Source organism: Streptomyces sp. LaPpAH-108 (assembly GCF_000373625.1).
Classification (GTDB): Bacteria; Actinomycetota; Actinomycetes; order Streptomycetales; family Streptomycetaceae; genus Streptomyces.
On sequence record NZ_KB891999.1, the window covers coordinates 275,363 to 301,380 of the forward strand.

The 26,018-nt window shown below is 72.3% G+C and carries 21 protein-coding genes and 5 pseudogenes; 15 read left to right on the forward strand and 11 right to left on the reverse strand.

The window, feature by feature from the left end; translation table 11 throughout:
* Positions 1-32: 32 nt before the first annotated feature.
* Positions 33-482 (forward strand): effector-associated constant component EACC1, encoded by a 450-nt coding sequence (locus B079_RS0130080; protein WP_018549570.1) that lies wholly within the window; start codon positions 33-35, stop codon positions 480-482.
* On the forward strand, positions 479-4,981 hold the full coding sequence (locus B079_RS0130085) for a caspase, EACC1-associated type (protein ID WP_018549571.1): 4,503 nt from the start codon (positions 479-481) through the stop codon (positions 4,979-4,981). Before B079_RS0130080 ends, B079_RS0130085 begins: the two co-directional genes overlap by 4 nt.
* A gap of 195 nt (positions 4,982-5,176) precedes the next feature.
* Here B079_RS0130085 and B079_RS36220 read toward each other — a convergent pair.
* A pseudogene (locus tag B079_RS36220) lies at positions 5,177-5,284 on the reverse strand (IS5/IS1182 family transposase); the annotation flags it as partial.
* 20 nt (positions 5,285-5,304) lie between these two features.
* Positions 5,305-6,057 (reverse strand): annotated as a pseudogene (locus tag B079_RS36490) (helix-turn-helix domain-containing protein); the annotation flags it as partial.
* 53 nt (positions 6,058-6,110) lie between these two features.
* Here B079_RS36490 and B079_RS0130095 point away from each other — a divergent pair.
* Positions 6,111-7,586 (forward strand): MDR family MFS transporter, encoded by a 1,476-nt coding sequence (locus tag B079_RS0130095; protein ID WP_018549573.1) that lies wholly within the window; start codon positions 6,111-6,113, stop codon positions 7,584-7,586.
* Positions 7,587-7,637: 51 nt separating this feature from the next.
* Here the strand turns inward: B079_RS0130095 and B079_RS0130100 are convergent, their stop codons facing one another.
* The gene (locus tag B079_RS0130100; protein WP_018549574.1) at positions 7,638-8,420 is read right to left on the reverse strand and encodes a cobalt-precorrin-6A reductase; all 783 of its coding nucleotides are present in this window, start codon (positions 8,418-8,420) and stop codon (positions 7,638-7,640) included.
* 47 nt (positions 8,421-8,467) lie between these two features.
* Here B079_RS0130100 and B079_RS0130105 point away from each other — a divergent pair, with 47 nt between their 5' ends.
* Together B079_RS0130105 and B079_RS0130110 are read left to right on the forward strand one after the other, a co-directional pair.
* Positions 8,468-9,265 carry an HAD-IIA family hydrolase gene (locus B079_RS0130105; RefSeq protein ID WP_199779989.1) on the forward strand — a complete coding sequence of 266 codons (798 nt, stop codon included), beginning with the start codon at positions 8,468-8,470 and terminating at the stop codon, positions 9,263-9,265.
* 26 nt (positions 9,266-9,291) lie between these two features.
* Positions 9,292-9,582: a hypothetical protein gene (locus B079_RS0130110; RefSeq protein ID WP_026249223.1), complete on the forward strand. Its 291-nt coding sequence runs from the start codon at positions 9,292-9,294 to the stop codon at positions 9,580-9,582.
* Positions 9,583-9,595: 13 nt separating this feature from the next.
* On the opposite strand, the gene B079_RS0130115 is transcribed toward B079_RS0130110, so the two are convergent.
* Both B079_RS0130115 and B079_RS34490 read right to left on the reverse strand, forming a co-directional pair.
* Positions 9,596-10,447 carry a sulfite exporter TauE/SafE family protein gene (locus B079_RS0130115; RefSeq protein WP_026249224.1) on the reverse strand — a complete coding sequence of 284 codons (852 nt, stop codon included), beginning with the start codon at positions 10,445-10,447 and terminating at the stop codon, positions 9,596-9,598.
* A 104-nt stretch (positions 10,448-10,551) separates the two neighbouring features.
* Positions 10,552-10,911, reverse strand: a pseudogene (locus tag B079_RS34490) (DUF4291 family protein).
* Positions 10,912-10,979: 68 nt separating this feature from the next.
* On the opposite strand from B079_RS34490, the gene B079_RS0130120 reads away from it, so the two are divergent.
* Positions 10,980-11,492 (forward strand): DinB family protein, encoded by a 513-nt coding sequence (locus tag B079_RS0130120; RefSeq protein ID WP_026249225.1) that lies wholly within the window; start codon positions 10,980-10,982, stop codon positions 11,490-11,492.
* 7 nt (positions 11,493-11,499) lie between these two features.
* On the opposite strand, the pseudogene B079_RS36495 reads toward B079_RS0130120, so the two are convergent.
* The 3 genes and pseudogenes from B079_RS36495 to B079_RS0130140 all read right to left on the reverse strand — a co-directional run bounded on the left by B079_RS36495 (position 11,500) and on the right by B079_RS0130140 (position 14,916).
* A pseudogene (locus tag B079_RS36495) lies at positions 11,500-12,267 on the reverse strand (helix-turn-helix domain-containing protein).
* 1,252 nt (positions 12,268-13,519) lie between these two features.
* Positions 13,520-13,708: pseudogene (locus B079_RS33095) on the reverse strand (DUF4291 family protein); the annotation flags it as partial.
* Between the two features lie 20 nt (positions 13,709-13,728).
* Positions 13,729-14,916: a thiolase family protein gene (locus tag B079_RS0130140; protein ID WP_018549582.1), complete on the reverse strand. Its 1,188-nt coding sequence runs from the start codon at positions 14,914-14,916 to the stop codon at positions 13,729-13,731.
* 123 nt (positions 14,917-15,039) lie between these two features.
* On the opposite strand from B079_RS0130140, the gene B079_RS0130145 reads away from it, so the two are divergent.
* The gene (locus B079_RS0130145; protein WP_018549583.1) at positions 15,040-15,891 is read left to right on the forward strand and encodes an alpha/beta hydrolase; all 852 of its coding nucleotides are present in this window, start codon (positions 15,040-15,042) and stop codon (positions 15,889-15,891) included.
* 72 nt (positions 15,892-15,963) lie between these two features.
* Here the strand turns inward: B079_RS0130145 and B079_RS0130150 are convergent, their stop codons facing one another.
* On the reverse strand, positions 15,964-16,854 hold the full coding sequence (locus B079_RS0130150; protein WP_018549584.1) for a Cof-type HAD-IIB family hydrolase: 891 nt from the start codon (positions 16,852-16,854) through the stop codon (positions 15,964-15,966).
* 216 nt (positions 16,855-17,070) lie between these two features.
* Here B079_RS0130150 and B079_RS0130160 point away from each other — a divergent pair, with 216 nt between their 5' ends.
* From B079_RS0130160 to B079_RS0130185, 6 genes are all read left to right on the forward strand, one after another.
* Positions 17,071-17,880 carry an SAM-dependent methyltransferase gene (locus tag B079_RS0130160; protein ID WP_018549586.1) on the forward strand — a complete coding sequence of 270 codons (810 nt, stop codon included), beginning with the start codon at positions 17,071-17,073 and terminating at the stop codon, positions 17,878-17,880.
* A gap of 38 nt (positions 17,881-17,918) precedes the next feature.
* Positions 17,919-19,322 (forward strand): glutamine synthetase family protein, encoded by a 1,404-nt coding sequence (locus B079_RS0130165; RefSeq protein ID WP_018549587.1) that lies wholly within the window; start codon positions 17,919-17,921, stop codon positions 19,320-19,322.
* A gap of 3 nt (positions 19,323-19,325) precedes the next feature.
* Positions 19,326-20,498: an amidohydrolase family protein gene (locus B079_RS0130170; protein ID WP_018549588.1), complete on the forward strand. Its 1,173-nt coding sequence runs from the start codon at positions 19,326-19,328 to the stop codon at positions 20,496-20,498.
* A 16-nt stretch (positions 20,499-20,514) separates the two neighbouring features.
* Positions 20,515-21,042, forward strand: a complete 528-nt coding sequence (locus tag B079_RS0130175) for an NUDIX hydrolase family protein (protein ID WP_018549589.1) — start codon at positions 20,515-20,517, stop codon at positions 21,040-21,042.
* 129 nt (positions 21,043-21,171) lie between these two features.
* Positions 21,172-21,627 carry a Crp/Fnr family transcriptional regulator gene (locus tag B079_RS0130180; RefSeq protein ID WP_018549590.1) on the forward strand — a complete coding sequence of 152 codons (456 nt, stop codon included), beginning with the start codon at positions 21,172-21,174 and terminating at the stop codon, positions 21,625-21,627.
* Positions 21,628-21,701: 74 nt separating this feature from the next.
* Entirely contained in the window at positions 21,702-22,319 is a 618-nt protein-coding gene (locus B079_RS0130185; RefSeq protein WP_037802362.1) for a CBS domain-containing protein, read from the forward strand.
* A gap of 85 nt (positions 22,320-22,404) precedes the next feature.
* Here B079_RS0130185 and B079_RS0130190 read toward each other — a convergent pair whose 3' ends face one another.
* Positions 22,405-23,106: a response regulator gene (locus tag B079_RS0130190; RefSeq protein ID WP_018549592.1), complete on the reverse strand. Its 702-nt coding sequence runs from the start codon at positions 23,104-23,106 to the stop codon at positions 22,405-22,407.
* Positions 23,107-23,271: 165 nt separating this feature from the next.
* The gene (locus B079_RS0130195; RefSeq protein ID WP_018549593.1) at positions 23,272-23,940 is read right to left on the reverse strand and encodes a CBS domain-containing protein; all 669 of its coding nucleotides are present in this window, start codon (positions 23,938-23,940) and stop codon (positions 23,272-23,274) included.
* 209 nt (positions 23,941-24,149) lie between these two features.
* On the opposite strand from B079_RS0130195, the gene B079_RS0130200 reads away from it, so the two are divergent.
* Together B079_RS0130200 and B079_RS0130205 are read left to right on the forward strand one after the other, a co-directional pair.
* Positions 24,150-25,067 carry a universal stress protein gene (locus tag B079_RS0130200; RefSeq protein WP_018549594.1) on the forward strand — a complete coding sequence of 306 codons (918 nt, stop codon included), beginning with the start codon at positions 24,150-24,152 and terminating at the stop codon, positions 25,065-25,067.
* Between the two features lie 86 nt (positions 25,068-25,153).
* The gene (locus tag B079_RS0130205) at positions 25,154-26,011 is read left to right on the forward strand and encodes a universal stress protein (protein WP_018549595.1); all 858 of its coding nucleotides are present in this window, start codon (positions 25,154-25,156) and stop codon (positions 26,009-26,011) included.
* Positions 26,012-26,018 lie beyond the last annotated feature (7 nt).

Here is a 26,018-nt window from a genome sequence, read left to right on the forward strand (position 1 = left end):
CCCGGGCGGGTGTCGGGTGCCAGGATGACAGCGTGACGTACCGCACGGAGGATGCCGGAGCCACTGTGGTGCTGACCGTCGACGGCGAGGCGGGCGCCGATGAACTGCGTTCGCTGCACGCGTGGTTGGCCGATGTCGACGAGCTGCGGGGCCGTGCCGGGCTGGCGGAGTCGCCGCCGGTGCCGGGCACGTTGGGGCCGGTGGTGGACGGGGTGCTGGTGCTGCTCGGGCCGGGCGGTGCGGTCACGGCGCTGGCGACCGCCGTGGTCGCCTGGATCCGGCACCGGCACAGTGACGTGATCGTGAAGGTGACCCGTCGCGGGGGCGCGTCCGTCGAACTCACGGGCAAGCGGGTCCAGTCGCTGAGCAGTGCCGAACTGCGGGAGTTCGTAGGGCTGTTGAGCGAGCAGTTGGACGCCGACCGCCAGGCCGCGGACGGTGGCCGACCCCACAGCGACGCCCCGGACGCCGACGCGTCGTGACGGGCCTGTCGGGGGAGGGCGTACGCGTCCTGCTGATCGGTACGGAGAACCACCCCGGGCCGACGCTGACCTCCGTACCCGCCGTCTCCCGCACGGTGGAGGCGCTGCGCCACCGGCTCACGACGGTCTGCGGGGTCGCGCCCGGTTCGATCCGTACGCTGCTCGACCCGGCCGATGCCCGCACGATGGCGGCGGCCGTGGCGGAGGAGGCCCAGCGGGCCCACACCGTGCTGCTGATCCACTATGTCGGGCACGGGCTGATCGGCCCCGGCGACGAGTTGCACCTCGCGGCGAGCAGCACCGACCGGCTGACCCCGGGTCTCGCCGCCCATCAGGCGCTGTCGCTCACCGCGTTGCGGCAGGCGCTCACGCTCTGCCGGGCCCCGTCGGTCGTCGTGGTGCTCGACTGCTGCTTCTCCGGGCGCGCGGGTCTCGGCGGCCCCGCACCGAGACCGGCGATCACGCTTCCGGCGGCCCACGGGGTCCATCTCCTGGCGTCCGCCGAGCAGTTGGCACTCGCCCCGGAGGACGCCGCATACACGACCTTCACCGGCGAACTGATCCGCTTGCTCGACCACGGCGACCCGCGCGGCCCCCGGCTGCTGACCCTGGACGCCGTCTACGACTTCCTGTTCCGTAGCCTGCGCGCCAAGGGTGGACCGCTCCCCCGCCGCCAAGCCGGTGACCGCTCGGGCGAGTTGGTGTTCGCGGTCAATCCCGCTCAGCCGGTCGCGGTGGACGACCCCGATCCACCGGACGGCGACAACTCTGGCACCGCGCCGAGCCGATGCCCCTACCTCGGTCTCGAAGCGTTCGCGGTGGACGACGCCGACCTCTTCCACGGGCGGGAACGGCTGGTCGAGGAGTTGCTGGAGACCTCCGCCTCGGCCATGGCCGCCGGGCAACCGGTGGTCGTGGTCGGGCCATCGGGCGCGGGCAAGACCTCGCTGCTGCACGCCGGGCTGCTGGCGGCGCTGGGCCGGGGCACCCCGTGGCTGCCGGGCTCCGGCGGCTGGCCCTGGCTGGTGCTCACGCCGGGCGACGATCCGTTGGGCACGCTGGCCGCCGTACTGGGCGCGGAGGGGCCGGACGGGGCCGACGCCCTCGCCGAAGTCCCGTCCACGGCAGCCGTGTTGGCTCGCCGACTGCTCCAAGAGCGGGAGCAGGAGCGGCTGGTGCTGGTGGTCGACCGGCTGGAGGAGCTGTTCACGGCCGGTGAGCGCGAACGGACCGCGTTCTGCGCGGCGTTGGCGGCACTGGCCGGAGAGGACGGGCGGGCCCTCGTCGTCCTGGCCCTGCGTGCCGACTTCTACGGCCAGGCGCAGTCGCTCCCCCACCTCGCCGAGGCCCTGCGCCGTCACCAGGTGCAGGCCGCCCCCATGCGTCTGGACGAGCTGCGGGCCGCGATCGAGCGTCCCGCGGCGACGGTCGGGGTCCGGCTGGACGAGGGCCTTGCGGACCTGATGCTGCACGAGCTGGACGCCGTACGGCCGCCGGGGCCGAGGTCCGGCACGCTGCCTCTGCTCTCCCACGCGCTGTGGGCGACCTGGGCCGAGAGCGGCCGGGCGCGGCTCACCGTGGCCGGTTACCGCGCGAGTGGCGGAGTCGCGACCGCGCTCAGGACCACCGCCGAGCGCGTGTACGACGCCCTCGACCCTGCGGGTCGGACCGCTCTGCGGCGCATGATGCCGCGCCTGGTGCGGATCGGCGACGGCACAGTGGACACCGGGCGCCCGGCCGAGCGCGACGCGCTTCTGGACGGCGTCGCGGACCGGCGGGCGGCCGAGGACGCGCTGCACCGCATGGCCCGGGCGCGGCTGGTGGTGCTGCACGAGAGCACCGTCCGGCTCGGCCACGACGCGCTGCTCACGGCGTGGCCGAGGCTGCACGACTGGATCGAGGCGGACCGCGACTGGTTACGGCCCCGGCAGCAGCTGGCCGCCGACACCGACGCGTGGCTGCTCGCGGGCCGCGACCGGGATCTGCTGTACCGGGGGACCAAGCTGGCGGCGGCCGTGGAGAGCGCCGACCGGGCGGCCCGTGACCAGAACGACGAGCCCCGGCTGACGGAATTCCTCGACGCGTCCGTGCGCGAGGAGAAGCGCGCCGCGCGCACCCGGAACACCGTGATCTCGATCCTCGTCGTCCTGCTTCTGATCGCGACGGGCGGCGGGATCACCGCCACCGTCTATCAGCACGAGGCCGCTTCGCAGCGCGGCCGGGCCGTCGCCCGCCTCATGGCGAACGAGGCCGTGAGCCTGCGCGACACCCAGCCGGGTCTGGCCAAGCAACTCAGCGTCGCCGCCTACCGGTTGGACCCGGAACTCAGCGTCGCCCCGCTCCTGTCCATGCTGGAGACCCCCGGCGTCTACGACGGTCAGGACAACGTGGTCGACCTCGCCCGCACCGGCGACGGGCGGCTGCTGGCCCTGTCGACCGGCCGGTCCGTGGTCCTGTGGCGCACTCCGGGCGGGCGGCTGGCGACCGTACGGCTGACCGGTGCGCGCGGGGTCGCGTTGAGTCCGGACGGACGGCTGCTGGCGGCGCTCGCCTCGACCGGGGAGTCGGCATCGGGGTCCACGTCGGGTTCGGGACCGGAGTCGGCCGCGCGCAAGCTGTCCGCGACGGTGCGTCTGTGGTCCCTCGCCGATCCGGCGAAGCCCGTCCAACTCCCTTTGCCCCACGGCCTTTCCCGCACCGCCACCGCGCTCGCCTTCTCCTCCGACGGCCACTCGCTCGCCCTCGGCACCGCCTCCGGGGCCGTACGGCGCTGGGACCTCCGCGATACCCGGGCGCCCCGGTCCTTGCCGGACCTCACCGGGCCGAAGGGCCCGCTGGACTCCCTCGCCTTCGCACCCGTGGGACATCTGCTGGCCGCCTCGGGGGCGGACGGCCGGGTCCGGCTGTGGGACACCGCCGAGGCGGGCCGCACCGCGCCGGTGTCGACGGTGGCCGGGGCACCGCTGCCCGGCTCGACCCCGCTCGGTGTGCCGCACCGCGTCGCCTTCCGCCCCGACGGCGCCGTACTGGCCGGACCCGGCGAGGGTGTACGCCTGTGGAAGGTGTCCGACCCGCGAAAGCCGGAGCCGCTGGGAAAGGTGGGCACGCAGGACACGGTGGGATCGTGCCAACAGGCGCTGATCTCGGCGGCGTTCAGTCCGGACGGGCATCTGCTCGCCACACCCTGCGGGACCGACCTGCACCTCTGGGACGTGACGCACCCGGCGCACATCAGCGAGGCCAACGCGCTCATCGAACCGGATGCCTACACGAGCGGTCCCGTACCGGCGCTCTTCGCCCCGAGCCGCGACCCCGTGATCCTCTTGCACGCCACGGCCACCGGCGTCCATCTGTGGGACGTCACCAAGGCACCCCGTCCCGGCGCGGCTTCCAGTCTGGGCACCGTGCCCTCGGGATTCGGGCTCACCACGAAGTTCAGCGGCGGCCCCCGGCGGCTGCTCGTCGCACATGGCGCCGACCGGACCGTCCTCTGGGACATGTCCGGGCTGCCACCGCACCGCAAACTGGCCGACCTGCCCGGCAGCGGCGACATCTTCGCCGGGGCGGCGGAGTTCAGCCCCGACGGGAAAGTGCTGGCCGAGGCCGAACGCGCGGGCGACGCACCGGTGGTCCGCCTGCGCGACACGGCGCATCCCACGTCGGTGCTCTCAACTCTCCGCTCCCCCGCGGACGGTGTGGAAAGCATCACCTTCAGCGCGGACGGCCGTGTCCTGGCCGTCTCGGACACCGGTTACTCCACTCATCACAAAACTCCGCCCGCGATACGGCTGTTCGACGTGAGCCGACCGGAACGGCCCCGGCGGCTCGCCGTGATCCACGACACCGCCTTCCACCTGGCCTTCTCGCCCCGAGGTCGGCTGCTCGTCGGCAGCTTCGACGACCGGCTGCTCCTGTGGGACATTTCCGATGCCCGACACCCGGTCGCGAAGACCCCGCGCCTGCTGTCCCCCGGCTCTCTCGACGCCGTACCCGCGTTCCGCCGCGACGGACGTCTGCTGGCCGTCTCGGACTCGGGAAACGCCGTACGACTGTGGCGCGTTGAGCACGGCGACCTTGCCGAGAAGCCGGTCGGCGAGATCCGTGCGCTCGGCACCGGCGGCTCCCTCGCGTTCACCCCGGACGGGCGCACGCTCGCCGTGGCCAGCACGGGCACACTCAGGAGCTTCACCGGCGAGACCCTGGGCCACATCGAGCTGTGGGACGTGACCGATCCCGCGACGCCTGTCTGGCGTGCGTCGTTCGGCTACAACGAAGCGGACCTCGGGCTCGGCAGCCTCTCCTACAGTCCACAGGGCCGCACCCACTATCTCGCGTCGGCAAGCCGCGTCCTCGCCGTCTGGAACACCGACCCGCGCACGCTCGCGGACCAGTTGTGCCAGAGCGCCGGTGATCCGATCAGCAAGGCGGAGTGGAAGCGGTATGCCCCGGACACCGAGTTCCGAGCGCCGTGCCCTGAGGGCAAGGCACCCGCCTCCTGAGCACTCCCTTTATCACTGAACGCCAGGTGTCCCGAACCCGAGGGAACCCACAGTGCCGGCCTGAATCACCGGGCCGTGCTGCACGCCCCCGCTGATCACGTTGTGGACTTCCGTGGCTTGTCGAGCAGTCCTGTCGGCTGTCCATTCATCGATCAGAGCGATCACGGGCTTGCGCCCACGAATCCACCGCCAGCTGATGACGAGGGCTGCGAGTGGGACGGTGCCGAAGTAGGTGGAGGCGCGTTTCTCGTAGCGAGTGGCGACGGCGCGGAAGCCCTTGAGGCGGTTGACGGTGCGTTCGACGGTTGGGGCAGGTAGGTGCCGGGAGTCTGGCCGGTGACCCGGCGGAACGCTGCGATGAAGGCGCTGGGTTTGCGGTAGCCGACCGCTCGGGCGGCGCCGCCCACCGGTGTGCCGTCGACCAGCAGGGGAATGGCGGCGCGGATGCGGATGTGCGTGCGCCAGGTGGCGAAGTTGAGCCCTGTCTCGGCACGGAACAGCCGGGACAGGGTGCGGACGCTGGCGTGGACGTGGTCGGCCCAGCCGACGAGGTCGCGCTGATCGGCCGGGCGGGCGATGAGTTGTTCGGCAACCGCGCGGGCTCGAGGATCGGTGGGCATCGCGATGCGGATGTCATGCGCGGGCAGCGGGGACAACAGCTCGAACATGAGTGTCTCGGCGGCCGAACGGCTGCGGTCGTCGGGAGCGGCATCGTGCAGGTGGGTGATGATCTCGCCCAGCAGCGATCCGACGGCGAAGCACGTGGGCTCTGTCCAGTCGAGCGGGCGGCGGTCTGCGGCGAAGGTGATGGTCACCATTTCGCCCGCGTGCAGCACGGCGCCGGAGTGTTCGATGCCGCCGGGCACCCAGAGTCCGTAGCCAGGCGGAATCAGCCAGTCACGGCCGGCGACGGTCCCTATCAGCGTCGCGGTCGAGCTCCACGTGAGCATCGGCTCCGGGTGCGCGTGCAGGTCCAGCCGTTCGTGCTCGTGGGCGGTGTCCGGGTCGATGTTCAGGATCGGTGAGACCGCTGGGCCGCCCAGGTTGGCCGGTTCGGGGTATTGGTTGGCCTCCATGCGCACAACGGCCAGCCTAGCGTGGCAACGGCTGACCTGAGGAGTGCGTGCCAATGAACGATGTGACAACCGGGGCTGAGTCCACGGAGCGGTTTTCGCCTGCGCTGCGCCGGGCGGTCGGGGTCGTGATGATCGGCGCGTCGCTGTCTTTCCTGGACGCGACGATCGTCAACGTCGCCGTGCACAGCCTCTCGGTCGGCTTGCACGCCGGTCTGGGCACTGTGCAGTGGGTGGTGACCGCCTACCTCCTCGCGCTCGCGGCGGTCATCCCCTTCACCGGCTGGGCGGCCCGCCGGTTCGGCGCCACCCGGCTGTACTGCGCCGCACTGGTGGTGTTCACCGTCGGATCGGTGCTGTGCGCGTGCTCGACGAGCGTGGGGATGCTGATCGCCTCCCGCGCGCTGCAGGGCATCGGCGGCGGTGCGATCATGCCGGTCGGTACGATCATCTGGACCGCGCGGTCCTCCAAGGCGCAGATGGGGCGGGTCATGGCCTTCCTCGCGATCCCGATCATCCTCGCCCCGGCACTCGGGCCCGCCCTCGGTGGCCTGCTCATCCAAGGCATCGGCTGGCGGGCGATCTTCTGGCTCAACGTCCCCATCGGCATCGCCGGTGTCCTGCTCGCCCTGTGGCTCCTGCCTCGAGAGAAGGGAAGCGACGCGGGGCGACTGGATGTGACCGGGCTGACCCTCGCCTCACTCGGGGTCGTCGGCATCACCTACGGCTTGGCGCAGTTCGGTGCCGGGGCCGGGCTCGGCACCGCCGCCGCCCTCACGCTCCTGGTCGGACTGGCGTCGCTGGGCGGCTTCGTCACGCACGCCCTGCGGGCGAAGCATCCGCTGCTCGATGTCCGGCTGTACACGAGCAGGGCCTTCACCGCCGCGTCGATCGCCACGTTCGCGCTCGGCGCCGCGAACTACGGCGGGATGATCCTCATGCCTCTCTACCTCCAGACGGTCCGCGGCGAAGGCGTGATCATCGCCGGGCTCCTGGTCGCACCGACCGCGGTAGGCGCGCTGATCGCCGCGCCCTTCACCGACCGTCATGGCGCCGGGATCACCGCTTTCACAGGCGCCGCCGTCCTGGCGCTCTCGACCGTCCCCTTCGTGTTCCTGACCGCCACCACGTCCTACTGGCTGCTCTGTATCGTGATGATCATGCGAGGCGTCGGATTCGGCCTGTCGATCATCCCGGCGATGACCGCCGCCTATCAGGCCCTGCCGCCGCACAAGATCCCCGACGCCACCCCGCAGCTCAACGTCCTCCAGCGCGTCGGCGGCGCGATCGGCACCGCCGTACTCTCCGTCGTCCTCACCCACCAGCTCAGCGACAGTCCCACGCCCGCCGGGCAGGCCGCCGGATACGCCACCACGTTCTGGTGGGTCCTGGCAATCACGATCGCCGCCGCCATCCCGACCCTCCTGCTCGCCCACACCGAACACCAAGCGCTACGCCGCGCCCACACCTACAGGCCCGAAGGGGACGTCGATGCACGAACTGGCCCGCCGGGCCATGGATGTTGCCACTGATCTCGTTGTCGACGTCCTGCCGGTTGGAGTCATTCCACGATGCCCCGGCTTCTACCTGAGCTGTTTCGGGAGTTGAACCCGAGAACTACGTAGGCCGAGTGCGCTGAGCCAGTCCAGTGCGCCCTGCACGTCCGGGACCGTCATCGCGTTCTCCGGGAGTGGGGGGCGCTGTACGACCACTACGGGCAGGCCGAGTTGGCGGGCTGCGGTCAGTTTCGGGGCTGTTGCTTCGCCTCCGCTGTCCTTGGTCACCAGGACGTCGATTCGGCGGGTGCGGAGGAGGGTCAGTTCGTCGGGGAGGGTGAACGGGCCGCGGGTCAGGAGGAGTTCGGTGTGTGGGGGGAGCGGTGGGGCGGGGGGTTCCACCGAGCGTATGAGGAAGTGGAGGTTCTGGAGGGCGGCGAAGGCGGAGAGGCCGAGGCGGCCGGTGGTGAGGAAGACGTGGGGGCCGAGGGCCGGGAGGGCGGCTGCGGCTGCGGTCAGGGAGGGGACCGGGTGCCAGTCGTCGTCGGGGGACGGGTGCCAGCCGGGGCGGCGGAGGACGATCGAGGGGATGCCCGTGTCCCGTGCGGCCTGGAGGGCGTTCGTGGTGATCTTCCGGGCGAAGGGGTGGGTGGCGTCGATCAGGGCGTCCACGTGGTGTGCGCGGAGCCAGTCGGAGAGGCCCGCTGGGCCGCCGAAGCCGCCGGTGCGGGTGTCTCCCGTCAGGGGGGCAGGTCGGGTCACGCGGCCCGCGAGGGAGGTGGTGACGCGTACGGCGGGGTGGGCGGTGAGCGCGGCGGCCAGTTCTCGGGCCTCCGTCGTGCCGCCGAGGATCAGGAGGTGCGGGGGCATGGAGCGAGCGTAGGCGAGGGGCGGGCCGGGGCGGTTATGGTCCGGGTATGGCTTCCCTTGCGGACGTGCGGGGTGTGTTGGTCGACATCGACGGGGTGCTGACCGTCTCCTGGCGGGCGCTGCCCGGGGCGGTGGAGGCGCTGCGGGCGGTACGGGACGGCGGGTTCGGGGTGGTCCTCGTGACCAACACCACCTCCCGGACGCGGGCCTCGGTCGCCGCCGCGCTCTCGGAGGCGGGCTTCGCCGTGGACGCGGACGACATCCTCACCGCGCCCTCCGCCACCGCCGCCCATCTCGCGGGTGCGCGGTGCGCGCTGCTGAACAGCGGGGACATCGAGGAGGATCTGGCCGGGATCACCCTGGTCGACGTGGACAGCGACGACGACGAGGACGCGCCCGATGTCGTACTGGTCGGGGGCGCGGGCCCCGAGTTCAGCTATTCGGCTGTGAACCGAGCTTTCAGCCATCTTCGCCGTGGCGCCCGTCTCGTCGCCCTGCACCGCAACCTCACGTGGCACACCGACGCCGGGCTCCAGCTGGACGCCGGGGCGTACATCGCCGGGCTGGAGGCGGCGGCCGGAACCGAGGCCGAGGTCACCGGGAAGCCGTCGGCCGCGTTCTTCCGAGCAGCGCTCGACCGGCTGGGCGCGGACGCCACCGAGGCGGTGATGATCGGCGACGACGTGGAGTCGGACGTCCTGGGGGCGCAGCGGCTCGGGATCACCGGAGTACTGGTGCGGACCGGCAAATTCCAGCCCGACACCCTCGACCGGGCGAGCGGCACCCCCGACCACGTGGTCGACTCGTTCGCGGCCCTGCCCGCGCTGCTGGGGCTGACGTTGTAGCCGACGCGAGCTGAAACAATCCCGGAATGACTGATGCCCCTGCTGTCGAAGTGTCGGCCCTGGCGATCAACGTGCGGGTGCCGGAGGAACTGTGCTGGACCGACACCCGGCGGGGGCAGGAGTTCCGGCTGACCACGTTGAATGTACGGCTGCTGCCGGACGGGAGTCTGGCGGCGAAGGCGTACGGGCGGCCGGTCGACGGCGGGCGCGGGGCGTATGTGTCGTTCGCGGTGCCGGACCGGCCGGAGTTGGCGGAACTCATCGAGCGGGCGGCGGGCCGCGCGGCGGAACTGTGGGGTGCGCACCGGGGGTTGTGAGCCCCGGCGTGGGCTAGCTGAGCAGGAGTTCCAGTGCGCCCACGACGGTCGCCGCGACGACCAGTCGATCGAAGAGTTGCTGGTTGATTCGGTTCACAGCCCATTTGCCGATGAACGCGCCGGGCACGACGAACACCAGGAGCGCGGCGTCAAGCAGCAGCGAGTGGCCGTCGATCAGCCCGAGCGCCGCACTGAACGGCACCTTCGACACGTTGACGATCAGGAAGAAGAACGCCGAGGTGCCGAGGAAGCCGAGTTTGCGGAAGCCCGCCGAGAGGAGATACATCGACATCACCGGGCCGCCCGCGTTGGCGACCATGGTGGTGAACCCGCCGAGCACGCCGTAGGCACCCGCCGTCGTCCGCCCGGCGCGCGTGGCCACCGCCGCCCCGTCGGCCACCGGCCCGTTGGCCCTCGCCCAGCCGTCCGCCGGGGCCCCCGCCCCCACCCCACCGTCCGCCGCACCCTCCGGTTCCGGCCGCGCCGCCGCCCGTCGCCGCCACAGCGTGATGCCCGTCATCAGCAGCAGGATCGCGCCGATCGAGGTGCGGACGATGCCGTCCCCCGCGCGGACCAGGAAGAGCGTCCCCGCCACGACGCCGACCCCGACCGCCGGGAACAGCCGCCACAGCGTGGGCCAGTGGGCGTGCCGACGGTAGGTGAGGACGGCGAGGATGTCGCCCGCGATCAGCAGCGGCAGCAGGACGCCGGTGGAGGCGCGGGCGGGGAGTACGGCCGCGAAGACGGCGAGGCTGACCGTGTTGGCCCCGCTCACCGCGGTCTTGGAGAAGCCGACCAGAAGGGCGGCGAGGGCCAGGGCGGCGAACTCCCAGCCGGATATGTGCCAGAGCGTCATCATGTTCATGCGGAGACCGATGCTATGCGCACGCATCCGGCGCCTCGCAGGCCGCCCGGCCTGCGGACTCCCCAAGTTCGGGTGGGCGCCCGCGCGACGAACGCCTTCGGGGCTCAGGGACGCAGGTGATCCAGGAGTCCGTCGGGCACCGGGTAAGGACGTTCAGGCGGAAGAAGTCGCCGAGCGCGACGCGCGGCGGACAAGGGGCCGCAGCCGCACATCGCGCTCGGGATCCCACTGGACGCGAGCCGGGGCCCGCTTCAACTGCCGCTTCCAGGCTGCCCGGTCGGAGTGCGGTCCGCGCTCGTAGGGGACAGGCACGCTCGCCTCAGCGCCCATTCGAAGCCTTCGCGGGTGATCTCGACCGCGAGAACGGCCTCCTGTCCATCGTCGGCCCCCCATCCGCAGCGATACATCACTGTGCATCTGCCCTGGAGCAAGGAGAGTTGACGATCCATTGCCCAGTGCTGCATCAGGCAACGTTCGCCCTGTAGGGAGGCCCCGCCTGTCGACGGCTTCGGCCGCTGGCGATAATCGACCGATGAGCGCCATCGATCGCCCTATGCCGCCACTGAACGCCGACGAGCGCACGACGCTGGAAAGCTGGCTCGACTTTCATCGCACCACACTGGCCATGAAGTGCGAGGGGCTGGACGACAAGCAGGCCGCCGAGGCGTCCGTGCCGCCGTCCGACTTCACTCTGACCGGCCTGGTCCAGCACATGGCGGAGGTGGAGCGGAACTGGTTCCGCCGCGTGCTCGCCGGAGAACAGGCGCCGCCCATCTACGACCCGCAGGCCGACCCGGACGGCCCCGACGGCGGTTTCGACGTGGCTGAGGGCGCCACCCTGAGCGACGCCCTCGCCACCTGGCACGCGGAGATCGCCCGCGCCCGCGAGCACTGCGCCGACCGTGCTCTGACCGATACGGGCCGCTTCATGGAGCAGGACGTCAACCTCCGCTGGATCTACGTCCACATGATCGAGGAGTACGCCCGCCACAACGGCCACGCCGACCTGGTCCGGGAACGCATCGATGGCACCACCGGCGTTTAGCGCCGGATCAGGCAGCGTCAGCCCTGCCGACGACAGTGCGTAGGCGCTGGTCGTCGGCGTGGCGGTTGCGCCAGGAGCTGTTGGTGGGGTGTAGGCGATTTCGACGTTGTTCGCCGCGGCCCAGGTGCCGACGCGTTGGCACTTCTTGGTGGTCAGGTGTGGGGAGAAGTTGTCGCAGACGATCGCGATACGGACCTGGGGCGGGTAGAGGCTGCGCAGGTAGCGGCAGAATTCCAGGAACTGGGTGCGCTTCTTGACCGGTTTGATGTGGCCGTAGAGCTGGTCCTTGGCCAGGTCCAGGGCGCCCGAACTCGTGCATGCAGGCGTTGAAAGGAGACGCCCTCCTCGTGGAGCAGGATGCGCAGGCCCTCGTGGCTGATGTCGTCGACCACCCCCTCGACGACCAGGAAGTCCGCCGGCTTGGTCAGGCTCCAGGTCGAAAAAATGGCAGGTCGTGCTCGGCCGGCTTGCACTTCGCGATCTGCTTGATCTCGCGCCGCTCGGGCAGGGTGAAGGTTCTGGGCCGGCCACCCTTGTACTTCGGATACAGGGAGTCGAAGCCGTCGGTGTTGAAGTTGTGGATCACGCCCCGGACCTGATCCGCGCTCGCGAACGTCACCTCGGCGATCTTCGGCACGGGCATACCCGGCGCGGACAGCAGCACCATCTAGGCGCGCCGCCAGGTCACCACCGACCCCGTGCCTCTGCGGATGGTCCGCAACAGGCGCTGCCCCTCGTCGGCATCGATCTCACGGACACGTACTCGTTCTGCCACCCGGACAGCCTGGGTGCAAGGCGTCGACTACATGGCGGGCTGGCGTACGGCGCTGGACTCCGCCGACCGGCTCGCCCAGCTCCTGGAGGCGCTCACCGATGATGCTGGTGGTGTGCGGTGAGGGGTGCTTCTGCTGGTGGGCGGCGTGGGTGGGCACGTCGTCGGGTTGAGGGACTTTGGGCGGGAGCTGCCATGGGGCGAGTGAACAGGGGCCTTACGCCCGCCCGGCGGATCGGGCAGGTACTCGACCTGCCCGGAGTTGTGCCCGATGGGCCCCCAGCCACCCACGCCCCAGCCTTCGACGGCCAGTCGGCGCTTCGACTGCTCCGGCTGGCTGCGGTGTGGGGGGTCCGGCGTCCGGCCGGGACCGGCGGTCACGCCGCATGCCTGGCCGGGGCACCCGGGCGGCCCGGCGCGCCGCAGGCGCGCCCTTGAGGAAGTGAAGACTGTCTCGACCGATCGTTCTCCGGGTGCGTGGGCATCTGCGCGGCGAGACGTCGAATCACCTCCTCAAGGAACATCCTCAAGGTCGGCGGCCCAGGCCCAAGACGGCGAGTGTGCCAGCGAGGAGACCGCCGAGTGCACCCGCCGTACTTGTGCTGTCCTCGTTGCCGATCACGACAAGGATCACGTACGCGCCTACCGCAATGGCGATCAGCGCGACGACAGCCCACCAAGGGACATGAGGACCACCCGCCGGGGGATGAGGCTCAGAAGGTCCTGGAGTGAGGTCTAACGGCATTGGCAATTACCCCCGGATTCGCCGGAATTGCTCGAATGCGACGTTTGATGTCTGCCATCTTCCCAGAGGCACGGCCAACTAACTAGTACTGCAAGGGGATTTGAGGTCCACATGACTAGTAAGTCTGGGCTATTGACGAAATGCGCATGTCAGGGCCCTCCACGGCGACTCGGCTCAAGATTGAGTCGAGTCGCCCTCCGAATCGACGGTGATCCGGTAGGTAAGTTCGGCACGGGCGGTGAAGGGGATCAGCGTACGGCGCATCGCCCGCGCCCCCAGTCGTCGGGTCGGTGAGCAGCCGGTCACAGCCGAGCAGCGCGTTCTCCACCTTCAACTCCAGATGGTGGGCGCTGGCTTCGGTGACGTGGGTGCGGTAGGTCGAGCGCAGGCCGGCGCGGTGCTTCTTCGTCCGCTCCCTTCCGGCTGCCTGCCTGGCCCGGAGGGCTCGCCGTGATCGGGTGCCCGGCTGCTGGTCGGTGTCGTCTCCAGCCATGGGGAAAGCTATGAGCACGGCTTGATCCACGTCATGCGGTCGCGCTGCCAGGCGGGCGGGAAGCGGCCCTCCCGGGCTGCGGGCAGCCCGAGTTCGGGCGGGTACGCCTGGTAGACGGTGACCGTGGAGTCGGTGTAGCGGGCGCGGATCTGGTGTTTGGGTTCTGCCACGGTGACAGCGTGCGGACACGGCTCGACGCGCGCCATCGAATTACCGGCGGCGCCCCCTACCCCCGCTCCACCAGCACCGCGCTCCCCTGCCCCACCCCCACACACATCGTCGCCAGCCCCCGCCCCGAGTCCTCCCGCCGCATCCGATGCAGCAGCGTCGTAAGGATGCGCGCCCCCGAGCAGCCCAGCGGGTGGCCGAGGGCGATCGCGCCGCCGGTCGGGTTGACCAGGGACGGGTCGATGCCGAGTTGGTCGACGCAGGCCAGCGCCTGGGCGGCGAAGGCTTCGTTGAACTCGGCCGTGGCCACGTCGGAGATGTCCCAGCCGACGCGGGTGAGGGCCTTGCGGGTGGCGGGGACCGGGCCGAGGCCCATCACGTCGGGGTGGACGCCCGCCGAGGCTCCGGCGACGTAGCGGCCGAGGGATTCGAGGCCGAGGTCGTTCAGCGCCTCCTCGCTCACCAGCAGCAGTCCGGCCGCGCCGTCGTTCATCGGGGAGGCGTTGCCCGCGGTGACCGTGCCGCCGGGGCGGAAGACCGGCTTCAGACGGCTCAGCTTCTCCAGCGAGGTGTCCTCGCGCACGCACTCGTCCCGCTCGACCACGACACCGTCCGGCCGCTCCACGGAAAGGAGTTCGTCGTCGAAGTGGCCGTTCTTCCGTGCCACCGCCGCGAGTTGGTGGCTGCGCAGGGCGAACTCGTCCTGCCGCGCACGGGAGATGCCGTACCGCTCGGCGACCTCCTCGGCGGTCTCGCCCATGGAGAGCACACCGTGGAGTTCCTTCATGGCGGGGTTGACCAGGCGCCAGCCGAGCCGGGTGTCGTAGGTCTCGATGCGGGGCGGCAGGGCCTCGTCGGGGCGGGGCAGGACGAAGGGGGCGCGGCTCATGGACTCGGAGCCGCCCGCGATCACGATGTCGGCCTCGCCGGAGGCGATGGTGCGGGCGGCGGCGGTGACGGCTTCGAGGCCGGAGGCGCACAGGCGGTTGACGGTGGCGCCGGGGACGGTGTCGGGCAGGCCCGCGAGCAGGGCGGCCATACGGGCGACGTTGCGGTTGTCCTCGCCGGCCTGGTTGGCGGCGCCCCAGTACACGTCGTCGATCCTGGCCGGGTCGAGGGCGGGCACGTCGGCCACCAGGCGCCGGATCACCGTCGCCGCGAGGTCGTCGGGACGGATGCCCGAGAGGGCGCCGCGCAGCTTGCCGATGGGGGTGCGGCGGGCGGCCGCGAAGTGGACGGGACGCACGACGGGGACTCCTGACCGAGGGACGACAAACCTTTAATTAACACTGCTAGTTTTGGACTATAGACCGCGCACCGACAGCGTGGAAGGATCCTTTCCACCTTCACCGATGCCGCAGGAGGAGACATGCCCCCCACACCGCACGCCACGGAGCAGCCCCTCACCGGCACCCGAGGCGCCCTCTCCCTGCGCGTCTGGCCGAATCCGGCACCACGGCTGCTCGTCCTGCTCGTGCACGGGTACGGCGAGCACACGGGCCGGTACGACGAACTCGCGGACGTCCTCGTGGGCCACGGCGCGGCCGTGTACGCCCCCGACCTCGTCGGCCACGGGAAGTCGGACGGCGAGCGCGTGCTCATCGAGGACTACGAGGACGTCGTCACCGACGTGCACCGCGCCGCCGAAGTCGCCCGCGCCGCGCATCCCGGGCTGCCGCTCGTCCTGATCGGCCACTCCATGGGCGGCATGATCGCGGCGCGCTACGCGCAGCGGTACGGCGACGGACTCGCGGCACTCGTCCTGTCCGGACCGGTGATCAACCGGTGGGAACTGCCCCTGAGCCTGCTCGCGTACGACGAGATCCCGGACACGCCGATCGACCCGGCGACGCTGTCCCGCAAGCCCGCCGTGGGCACCGCGTACGCGGCCGACCCGCTGGTCTGGCACGGGCCGATGAAGCGGCCCACGCTCCAGGCGATCGCCGGGATGCTGGAGACCGTGACCAAGGGCGGCGACATCGGTCCGCTGCCGCTGCTGTGGCTGCACGGCGAGGACGACCGCCTCGTACCGCTGCGCGACAGCCGCCCCGGCGTGGAGCGGCTGAGCGGCGGACGGCTGACCGAGCGGATCTACCCGGGCGCGCAGCACGAGGTGTTCAACGAGACCAACCGGGCGGAGGTCTTCGCCGACGTGCTCCGCTTCCTCGACGAGGTGCTGCCCGCGGGCGGGCCGGGGGCCGGGTCACCTCAGGAAGGGTGACCCGCGGGTCAGGAGGGGTGCCCCGGCACGTCAGGAGCGGCGCCCCTCACCTCAGCGGGAGCGACCGTCGCCTCAGGACGCGTCCCCGTCACACCGCTCGCCCCGCAGCGGCACCCCCAGAACCCGCGCGATCGTCCGCGGCACCCCGTTCTCGTTGTTGGACGGCGCCGTGTGCCGGGCCCGCCGCGCCACCTCCGGGTGGGCGTTGGCCATGGCGAAGGACCACTCCGCGGCGTCCATCATCTCCAGGTCGTTCAGGTAGTCGCCGAAGACCATCGTCTGCGCGGGCGTGATGCCCAGCTCGCGCTGGAGTCCGCGCAGGGCGGCGCCCTTGTTGGCGGTGCGGTTCATGACGTCGACCCAGTGCTCGCCGGAGACGACGACCTGGTGGGTGTCCGCGAAGTCCGCCAGCGCCGGGGCGGTGCCGTGCTCGGCCGAGCCGAAGTCGAAGAACGCGACCTTGATGATCTCGTCGTCGACGGCGGTCAGGTCGGGGACGACGCGGTGCTCGACGTAGTACTTGCGGACCTCGGCGAGGAACGGCTCGTCGGTGCGCTCGACGTACGCGGCGCGCTTGCCGCAGACGACGGCCCCGCTGTCCACGCCCCGCGCGACCAGCCGCCGTGCCCTGCGGGCCAGCTCCGCCGCCACGGCCCCCGCCAGCGGGTCGGAGCTGAGCTCCACCCCGTCGCGGACCACATAGGTGCCGTTCTCCGCGATGAACACCATCCCCTCGGAGACCTCCGCGAACTCCTTGGCCAGCGTGGCGTACTGCCGTCCGCTCGCGGGGCTGAACAGCACGCCCCGGCGGCGCAGTTCGGCGAGGAGGTCCCACATGCCCCCGGGCATCGCCTTGTCGTCGTCCAGCAGGGTGCCGTCCATGTCGGTGACGATCAGACGTATGTCGGCCGGGCCCGTGGGCGGGACGGGGTCGGTGGTCAGGGACGCGGGCGTGGCGGTCATGTCCTTCTTCCGGGTCGGGGCGCGAACCCTCCCAGTGTCCTTCATGCCGCCGAAGGCCCGGTTCCAGGCCCCGGCCCCGCACCTGTCCCCCGCCGACGTACCGTCCCCCCATTCCCAGGACACCGCGCCCCCCGACCCCGCACAATGACGCCAGGCAGCGTGATCACGAAGCGGCACCGGCCGCTCGGGGAAGCGCACGTGGAAAGGGGCGGAACGGTGGGCGGACACGACGCGAGGACGACGGCGGCCCGGCTGGACACCTCCGTCGCGCACAACGCGCGGGTGTGGAACTACTGGATCGGCGGCAAGGACCACTACGAGGTGGACCAGGCGGTCGGCGAGCACGTCGCCGGGATGTTCCCGGTGATCCGGGACGTGGCCCGCGCGGACCGGGACTTCCTGGGGCGGGCGGTGCGGTATCTCGCCGCCGAGCGCGGGATACGCCAGTTCCTGGACGTGGGCACCGGGCTGCCCACGGTGGACAACACCCACGAGATCGCGCAGTCGGTCGCGCCCGAGTCGCGGATCGTCTACGTCGACAACGACCCGATCGTCCTGGCGCACGCCCGCTCGCTGCTCACCAGCTCCCCCGAGGGCGTGACGGACTACATCGACGCGGATGTGCGCGACCCGGAGACCATCATCGAGCGGGCCGCCGACACGCTCGACTTCGCGCAGCCCGTCGCGGTGATGATGCTCGGCATCCTGAACTTCGTCCTGGACGACGACGCGGCCCGGGACGTCGTGCGCCGGATCATGGCGGCCGTGCCCTCCGGCAGCTTCCTGGTGCTGACCCACCCGACCTACGACGGTGACGTGGGCGGCAAGGGCAACGTGGCCGCGATGGAGTTCTGGAACGCCAACGCCACCCCGCCCATCACCGCGCGCGACCGGGCCGGTATCGCCGGGTTCCTGGACGGTCTCGAGCTGGTCGGGCCGGGGCTCGTGCCCTGCTCGCAGTGGGGTGCCGGGTCCGACGCGACCGCCGTCGTACCGCAGTTCGGCGCGGTGGCCGTGAAACCCTGAGCGCGACCACGCGGGAGCCCGACCGTCGAGGAGTACCCATGGCCACCCTTGCCGACCCCGTGCCCGGCGGCCGTCCCGGCGAGACACGGCGGGCCGCCGCCCTGGCCGCCGAGCTGACCGCGCGGGGCGTGCACGGGATCGTGCTCGCGTACGTGGACACGGCGGGCGTCGGGCGGGTCAAGGCGGTCCCGGTGGCGCGGCTGACGGCGGCGGTGACCCGGGGTGTCGGGATGTCGCCGGTCTTCGACACGTTCCTGTCCGACGACTCGATCGTCACCACCGACGTGCTCGGCTCCCCCGACGGCGACCTGCGGCTCTTCCCCGATCTGGACGAGCTGGTGGTGCTGGCCGGGCAGCCCGGCTGGGCGTGGGCGCCGGTGGACCGGATCACCCAGGAGGGCGCGGCGCATCCCGCGTGCTCGCGGACCTTCCTGCGCCGGATCGTCGCGGAGGCCGCCGAGCGGTACGGCCTGGACTTCCGGGCCGCCGTGGAGATCGAGTGGGCGGTGGGCCTGGACTCGGCGCCCGCCGGGGAGTTCGTACCGGCGGTGTCCGGACCGGCGTACGGCGCGATCCGGCAGGTCGAACTGAGCGATCTGGGCGCCGAGTTGCTGGCGGCGCTCGCCGCGCAGGGGGTGGATGCCGAACAGCTGCATCCCGAGTACGCGTCCGGGCAGTTCGAGCTGTCGGTGGGGGCACTGGACCCGGTGGCGGCGGCCGACCGGAGCGTGCTGGTGCGCCAGACGATCCGGGCGCTCGCCCAGCGGCACGGTCTACGCGTGTCCTTCTCCCCTGCCGTGGTGGCGGACGGCGTCGGCAACGGCGGCCATCTCCATCTCTCCTGCCACCGCGACGGGGTGAACCTGCACACCGGGAGCGAGGGCCGGTACGGCATGACGGCCGGGGCGGAGTCCTTCGTGGCCGGAGTGCTGGCCCGTCTGCCCGCGCTGACGGCGGTGACCGCGCCCAGCCCGGCCAGTTACCTGCGCCTGCGGCCGTCCCGGTGGGCCGGGGTGTTCACCGCCTGGGGCCGGGAGACCCGTGAGGCCGCGCTGCGGATCGTCACCGGCACGGCGGGCCACACCGACGAGGGCGCCAACCTGGAGATCAAGCCCGTCGACCTGGCCGCCAACCCGTATCTCGCCCTCGGCTGCGTCATCGCCGCCGGACTCGACGGCCTCGCCACCGGGCTGCCCCTGCCGCAGGAGATCACCGGCGACCCGGTCCGCTACGACGCGGAGGAGGCAGCCGCGCTCGGGGTACGGCGCCTGCCGGAGTCGCTGACCGAGGCCGTCGAGGCGTTCCGCGCCGACCCGGTGCTGCGGTCGGCCCTCGGCCCGGTCCTCGCGGACGCGGTGACCGCCGTACGGCTCGGGGAGGTCGCGGCGGTGGACGGCCTGGACGACGCCGAGGTGGCCGCCGCGCACCGGTGGAGGTACTGACGGATGACCGCACCCGGACCGGCCCTCCAACAGGCCCTGGAAGAGCTGCCGTTGGTGGACCACCACTGCCACGGCGCGAGCACCCGCGACCTCACCCGGGCCGCGTTCGAGTCGCTGATCACCGAGGGCGAGGCATGGCCCGGGATCTCGCCGTTCGACAGCCCGGTCGGCCTCGCCGTACGCCGCCACTGCGCGCCCCTCCTCGATCTGCCCCGGCACGCCTCCCCCGAGAACTACCTGGCCCGGCGCGCGGAGTTGGGCGCGGCCGAGGTCAACCGGCGCTTCCTGACCGCCGCCGGGGCCGAGGCGTTCTGCGTGGACACCGGGTTCGCGCCAGAGCCGGGGACGTCACCGGCCGAACTGGCCGCAGCGGCAGGGGCTTTGGCCTACGAGGTCGTACGGCTCGAACGGGTCGCGGAGGAGGTGGCCGTGCGGGGTGTGGAGCCGGACGGGTATGCGGAAGCGTTCCGTGCGGCGGCCGAGGAGGCGGTACGGCGGCCGGGTGTGGTGGCGGTGAAGTCGGTGGCGGCCTACCGCACCGGCTTCGCGCTGGACCCGGCCCGCCCTTTCGACGCGGAGGTGACACGTGCCGCTGGGGCGTGGTTCGCGCGCGGCGGCCGGCTGAACGACCCTGTGCTGATGCGGCAGTTGCTGTGGACCGCCGTCGATCTCGGGCTGCCGCTCCAGCTGCACACCGGGTTCGGCGACGCCGATGTGACGCTGCACCGCGCCGACCCCACGCTGCTCACCGACTGGCTGCGGCTGACAGCGGGCACGATTCCGGTGGTGCTGCTGCACTGCTGGCCGTATCACCGCCAAGCCGCCTATCTGGCCGCGGTGTTCGAGGGGGTGTACCTGGATGTCGGTCTCGCGCTGCACTACGCGGGTCCGGCCCGCTCCCGCACGATCCTGGAGGAGGCGCTGGAGATCACCCCGTTCCGCAAACTGCTGTACAGCTCCGACGCCTACGGGGTGGCCGAATTCCACCACCTCGGCGCGCTGTGTTTCCGGCGCGGGCTGGCCGATCTGCTCCAATCCCGGCTCGACTCAGACGAGTTGAGCCTGCCGGACGCGCTGCGCATCGCGACCTGGACGGGCCGCGACAATGCCCGCCGCCTGTACGAACTGCCCGAGCCCGCCCGCGATCCCGGCGGGCGCCCCACCCGGAAAGTATGATCAAGCAATGTCTGACATGACCGAGACCACGCCCGGCTGGCTGACCACGGACGAACTGGAAATGGCCAGGGCCCGGATGCCGATCCTGTATGTCGAGGCCGTGCCGGTGCGCGTGGACGACAGCGGCGAAGTCACCAGTATCGGGCTGCTGTTGAGAATCGGACCGGACGGCACGGTCAACCGGACCCTGGTCTCCGGACGGGTGCTGCACCACGAGCGGGTGCGCGACGCGCTGCTGCGCCATCTGGAGAAGGACCTCGGCCCGGTCGCGCTCCCCCGGGTGCCCGCCTCCATGCAACCGTTCACGGTCGCGGAGTACTTCCCGACGGCCGGGGTCACGCCGTACCACGACCCGCGTCAGCACGCGGTGTCGCTGGCCTACGTGGTGCCGGTCTCGGGCGACTGCCGGCCGCGCCAGGACGCGCTGGACCTGGTGTGGTTCTCGCCGCAGGAGGCCGCGTCGGCCGCCCTGCAGAGCGAGATGCCGGGCGGGCACGGGGTGCTGCTGAAGCAGGCGCTGGCGCATCTGGGCCTGGTGTTCTGAGACGGGAGACCCCGGGCCACCGGATTCGGACGGGACCGAACGGCCCCGGCCGGGTCCGAGTGGCCCGTGGCGGGCTCGGGGTGACCGCGCGAACCTGGAGGGAGAGCAGTCCCGAAGGGAGCCGGTGCGATGACCACGACCACCATGACCACGGCGCTCGAACCCGTGTACCGCGAGCGGCTGATGCGGTTCGCCCGCGAGGTCTCCTTCCCGGCCGGTGCCCGGCTCTTCGAGGAGGGCGGACGCGCCGACCGCTTCTGGATCGTGCGCACCGGCACGGTCACCCTGGATCTGCGGGTGCCCGGCCGCCGTCCCGCCGTCGTCGAATCGCTCGGCCACGGTGAACTGGTCGGCTGGTCCTGGTACTTCGGACCGGGCGTCTGGCATCTGGGCGGCGAGGCGATGAGCCCCGTACGCGCCTGGGAGTTCGACGCGGCCCCGGTACGGGCGCTGTGCGCGGCGGACCCCGAGTTCGGCCGCGCGGTGGCCACCTGGGTCGGCCGAGTGGTGGCCCACCGGTTGCACGCCTCCCGGGTCAGACTGCTCGACCTGTACGCCCCGTACGGCAGCGGGGACCTGCTGTGACCTCGGCGGCGGCGCCCGGGCCGCGTCCGGTGGAGCCGGTGCCGGGAGACGGGCCGTACCGGGTGGGCGACGTGATGACGCGGGCCGTGGTCGCGGTGGGCACCGGCACGCTGTTCCGGGACATGGTCGAGCGGATGGAGCAGTGGCGGGTCGGCGCGCTGCCCGTCCTGGAGGGCGACGGCCGGGTGGTCGGGGTGGTCTCGGAGGCCGATCTGCTGCCCAAGGAGGAGTTCCGCGAGGGCGAACCCGACCGGCTGACCCAGCTGCGCCGGATGGCCGACCTGGCGAAGGCCGGGGCGGTGACCGCCGGGGAGCTGATGAGCACCCCCGCCGTCACCGTGCACGCGGACGCGACCCTTCCGGAGGCGGCCCGGATCATGGCCGTCAAGGGCGTCAAGCGGCTGCCCGTCATCGACGCCCAGGGCGCGCTCGTGGGCGTCGTCAGCCGGGGCGACCTGCTGAAGATGTTCCTGCGCTCGGACGGCGAACTGGCCGACGAGATACGGCGGTCCGTGGTCGACGTGCTCTTCCCCGCGCCGGTCGAACCGGTGCACGTCGTGGTCGCCGACGGGGTCGCGACGCTCACCGGGTGCGTGCGGGACGCGGAGCGGATCGAGCTGGCGGCCCGGATGACGCGGGGTGTGGAGGGCGTGGTGGACGTGGACTGCCGGCTCACGGCCGCACCGGGCTGAACACGCCGAGTCACGCCGTCACACCGAGCCACGCCGCGTCACGTCACGTCGTGTCACGCCGAACCGCCCCGGCCCGCACCGCGGTTCAGTGCGCCGGGCGCTCCTCCGTGCCCTGCTCCAGCTGCGAGGCGATCACGGCCGCCTGGACCCGGCGCTGGACGCCGAGCTTGGCGAGCAGCCGGGAGATGTGGTTCTTGACCGTCTTCTCCGACAGATACAGCCGCTGCCCGATCTCCCGGTTGGTCAGACCGTCCCCGATCAGCGCGAGGATGTCCCGCTCCCTCGGCGACAGCGCCTCCAGCTCCGGCGGCAGCGCGGGCGCGGTCTCGGCGGGGTCGGAGCGCAGCGAGCGCATCAGCCGGGCGGTGGTGGCGGGGTCCAGCATGGACTGGCCCGAGGCGACGGTGCGGACCGCCGAGATCAGGTCGGAGCCCTTGATCTGCTTGAGGACGTACCCGGCGGCGCCTGCCATGATCGCGTCGAGCAGCGCGTCCTCGTCGTCGAACGAGGTCAGCATGAGGCAGGCCAACTCGGGCATGCGGTCGCGCAGTTCGCGGCAGACGGTGATGCCGTCGCCGTCCGGGAGGCGGACGTCGAGCACGGCGACGTGCGGGCGCAGGGCCGGGCCGCGGGCGAGGGCCTGCTGCGCGGAGTCGGCCTCGCCGACGACGGAGATGTCCGGTTCGGAGTCGAGCAGATCGGCCACGCCCCGGCGGACGACCTCGTGGTCGTCCAGCAGGAACACCCGGATCGGGTGCTGCTCGGTGAAGACGCGTGTCTCGGGCATGACGACCTCTCGTTTCCCGGGGCCGGACGGACAGGACCGGCCCACCAGCCGGATCATGACCCGCCGGTCTCGTACAGACTAGGGCCGAACGGTCCCACCTCGCCCCTCACCTGGGGAATCGGGTCCGCTCACCTGAGGAATCGGGTCCGCGCGTCCCCCACGGGTTCAGGTCCGCGCGCCGTCGGTGCGGCCGGGCGCGGGGGCCAGGTCGAACTCGACGTCCACCACCCCCTCGACCGCGCGCACCAGCCGGGCGGCCACCGGGACCAGGGCCGTGTCGCGCAGCGAGCCGGTGAGGGTGACCACGCCGTCGTGCACCTCCACGTGGATCACGGAGTCGGGCGGCGGGAAGATCCAGGAGACGATGTCGTGCCGTACCTCGTGCTCGATGTCCTGGTCGCCGCGCAGGAAGACCTTGAGCAGGTCGGCGCGGCTGACGACGCCCTCCAGGGCGCCCTTGTCGTCCACCACGGGCAGCATCCGCACCCCGGACCGTGCCATGCGCCGGGCCGCCTCCGCGAGCGTGGCCCCGGAGTGGACGGTGACGGCGGGCGCGGACATCAGCTCGGCCGCCGTGGCGCCCTCGGCCTTCGCCAGGTCGGCCGGGCGGCGGCGCCCGGTGTACGCCTCGCCGGGCGCGTCGCGCAGTTCCTCCTTGGGCAGCAGATCGGACTCGGAGACGACGCCGGCCACCTTGCCGCCGACGAGCACGGGCAGGCTGCCGACCTGGCGGTCCCGCAGCGTCCGCGCGATCTCCTTGAAGGACGTCTCCGGGCCGACGACCGCCACGGTGCGGGTCATGACGTCGCCGACGCTGCGCGGGGTTGCGTACATGGTGACTCCGTAGGTTCACGGGGACGGATGCGGACGCCGGGTCCACGGGGACGGTCGCGTACATCGCCTTCCTGTTCCAGCGTGCGCCGTGTCTCCAGCGTGCGCCGGGCCAGGGAAGCCGCCTAGGGCCGGTCGGTCCCGGGCAGGGACCTGCGGCCCCTGATCCGGCGGGCGGGGGCGCCGCGAGGCTGGGGGCGGAGGTGGAGACCATGTCCCGAACCGTCACCGTGGGCTTCGACGGCTCGCCCGAGAGCAGGCGGGCCGCCGACTGGGCGGCCCGCGAGGCCAGGCTGCGCGCCCTGCCGCTGCGGGTCGTGCACGTCTGGGAGCCGGTGCCCGAACCGATGGCCCAGGCACCGCTGCTCGGCACCGAGACCCGGCAGCACTGGAGCGAACGGGTGCCCCGCGAGAGCGCGGAGCGCCTGCGGCTGCGCCACCCGGGCATCGAGGTGGTCGTCGAGCAGTACACCGGGAACCCGGTGGAGATCCTGTGCGAGGCCGCCGCCTCCGCCGAGCCGCTGGTGCTCGGCTCGCGGGGGCTGGGCGGGATCGGCGGCTTCGTCGCCGGGTCGGTCGGCCTGGCCGTCCTGGCCCGTACCGACCGCCCCGTGGTGGTCGTCCGGGCGGACGAGCCGACCGTGGGCCGGCACGGCCCCGGACCGGCGGCGGGCGAGACGCCCACCGCGCCCGTCGTGCTCGGGCTGGACACCGGCGAGCCGGACGAGACGCTGCTGGGGTTCGCCTTCGAGGCGGCCGTCCGCTACGGCGTCCCGCTGCGGGTGGTGCACGCCTGGCGACCGCCGCCCGCGTACGCCTACGAGCTGTCCGCCTACGCCTACGACCTGGCCGGACCCGGCGACGGCCCCGGTTCCGTCGGGGAGCTGGAGTCGGCGGGCCTGACCAAGGTGCTCCAGCCCTGGCGGCAGTCGTTCCCCGGCGTCGAGGTGGTGGAGGAGAGCCGCCCGGGCAGCGCCGCGCGGGTGCTGGTCGAGGCGGCGCGGGAGGCCGCGCTGGTGGTGGTCGGCAAGCGGCTGCGCACCGGACGGCTGGGCACGCACCTCGGGCATGTGACGCACGCGGTGCTGCACCACGTCGCCGCTCCGGTTGCCGTCGTGCCGCACAGCTGACCGGATGGTGACGAGGGACGCCCGGCCGGAGGACGGCGAGGGCCGGGGCCGTGAGCGGCCGTGAGCGGAGGGAGAGGGCGAACACCATGGACCAGCCGATCGTCGTCGGCGTGGACGGCTCGGAGCAGAGCCTGCGCGCCGTGGACTGGGGAGCCGACGAGGCCGCTCTGCGCGGGGCACCGCTCCGCCTGGTGTACGCGTCGCTGTGGGAGCGGTACGAGGGCGCGCTGATCGCCCAGGAACTCCACCGGCCGGTGGACGAGGTGATGGCGCGGGACGTGGTCGGCACCGCCGAGGAGCGGGCGCGGCGCCGTCGGCCGGGGGTGCCGGTCACCACCGACGTGCTGCCCGACGAGCCGGAGTACGGTCTGGTGCGCGAGAGCCGTACGGCCCGTGCCGTGGTGCTCGGCTGCCGGGGGCGCAGCGGGCTCACCGAGGCGCTGCTCGGGTCGGTGAGCCTGACGGTCGCCGGGCACGCGCACTGCCCGGTGATCGTGCTGCGCGGCGGCCACGACGACCCGGAGCGGGCCGGGACCGGGCGGATCGTGCTGGCCGTCGGCGAGAAACCGGCGGGCACGGCCGCCGTGCGGTTCGCGGCCGAGGAGGCCGCGCTGCGCGGGCTACCCCTGGAGGCGGTGCGCGCCTGGCGGCGCCCCTCGGGCCCGCTGCCCGGCCATGTCCCGCACGACGGCGATCCGGAGCGGGCCGCGCGGGACACGGTGGAGGAGGCGCTGCGGGACCTGCCCGCCGGTGTCGTACCGGTACGGCACGTCCTGGAGGGCCCCACCCGGGACGCGCTGCTCGACGCCTCGCAGGGCGCGGTCCTGCTCGTCGTGGGCGCCCGGCGCCGGCACGGCCGTTTCGGCCTCCAGCTCGGCCGGGTCGCGCACGGGGTGCTGCACCGGGCGGACTGTGCGGTGGCCGTCGTACCGGAGCCGGACTGAGGAGCGA

What these genes read in the sequence shown, in the direction of transcription:
- B079_RS0130095 (WP_018549573.1), top strand. Translation starts at nt 6,111, where the DNA reads ATGAACGATGTGACAACCGGGGCTGAGTCCACGGAGCGGTTTTCGCCT.
- B079_RS0130100 (WP_018549574.1), bottom strand. Translation starts at nt 8,420, where the DNA reads ATGCCCCCGCACCTCCTGATCCTCGGCGGCACGACGGAGGCCCGAGAA.
- B079_RS0130105 (WP_199779989.1), top strand. Translation starts at nt 8,468, where the DNA reads ATGGCTTCCCTTGCGGACGTGCGGGGTGTGTTGGTCGACATCGACGGG.
- B079_RS0130110 (WP_026249223.1), top strand. Translation starts at nt 9,292, where the DNA reads ATGACTGATGCCCCTGCTGTCGAAGTGTCGGCCCTGGCGATCAACGTG.
- B079_RS0130115 (WP_026249224.1), bottom strand. Translation starts at nt 10,447, where the DNA reads ATGAACATGATGACGCTCTGGCACATATCCGGCTGGGAGTTCGCCGCC.
- B079_RS0130120 (WP_026249225.1), top strand. Translation starts at nt 10,980, where the DNA reads ATGAGCGCCATCGATCGCCCTATGCCGCCACTGAACGCCGACGAGCGC.
- B079_RS0130145 (WP_018549583.1), top strand. Translation starts at nt 15,040, where the DNA reads ATGCCCCCCACACCGCACGCCACGGAGCAGCCCCTCACCGGCACCCGA.
- B079_RS0130150 (WP_018549584.1), bottom strand. Translation starts at nt 16,854, where the DNA reads ATGACCGCCACGCCCGCGTCCCTGACCACCGACCCCGTCCCGCCCACG.
- B079_RS0130165 (WP_018549587.1), top strand. Translation starts at nt 17,919, where the DNA reads ATGGCCACCCTTGCCGACCCCGTGCCCGGCGGCCGTCCCGGCGAGACA.
- B079_RS0130170 (WP_018549588.1), top strand. Translation starts at nt 19,326, where the DNA reads ATGACCGCACCCGGACCGGCCCTCCAACAGGCCCTGGAAGAGCTGCCG.
- B079_RS0130175 (WP_018549589.1), top strand. Translation starts at nt 20,515, where the DNA reads ATGACCGAGACCACGCCCGGCTGGCTGACCACGGACGAACTGGAAATG.
- B079_RS0130180 (WP_018549590.1), top strand. Translation starts at nt 21,172, where the DNA reads ATGACCACGACCACCATGACCACGGCGCTCGAACCCGTGTACCGCGAG.
- B079_RS0130185 (WP_037802362.1), top strand. Translation starts at nt 21,702, where the DNA reads ATGACGCGGGCCGTGGTCGCGGTGGGCACCGGCACGCTGTTCCGGGAC.
- B079_RS0130190 (WP_018549592.1), bottom strand. Translation starts at nt 23,106, where the DNA reads ATGCCCGAGACACGCGTCTTCACCGAGCAGCACCCGATCCGGGTGTTC.
- B079_RS0130195 (WP_018549593.1), bottom strand. Translation starts at nt 23,940, where the DNA reads ATGTACGCAACCCCGCGCAGCGTCGGCGACGTCATGACCCGCACCGTG.
- B079_RS0130200 (WP_018549594.1), top strand. Translation starts at nt 24,150, where the DNA reads ATGTCCCGAACCGTCACCGTGGGCTTCGACGGCTCGCCCGAGAGCAGG.
- B079_RS0130205 (WP_018549595.1), top strand. Translation starts at nt 25,154, where the DNA reads ATGGACCAGCCGATCGTCGTCGGCGTGGACGGCTCGGAGCAGAGCCTG.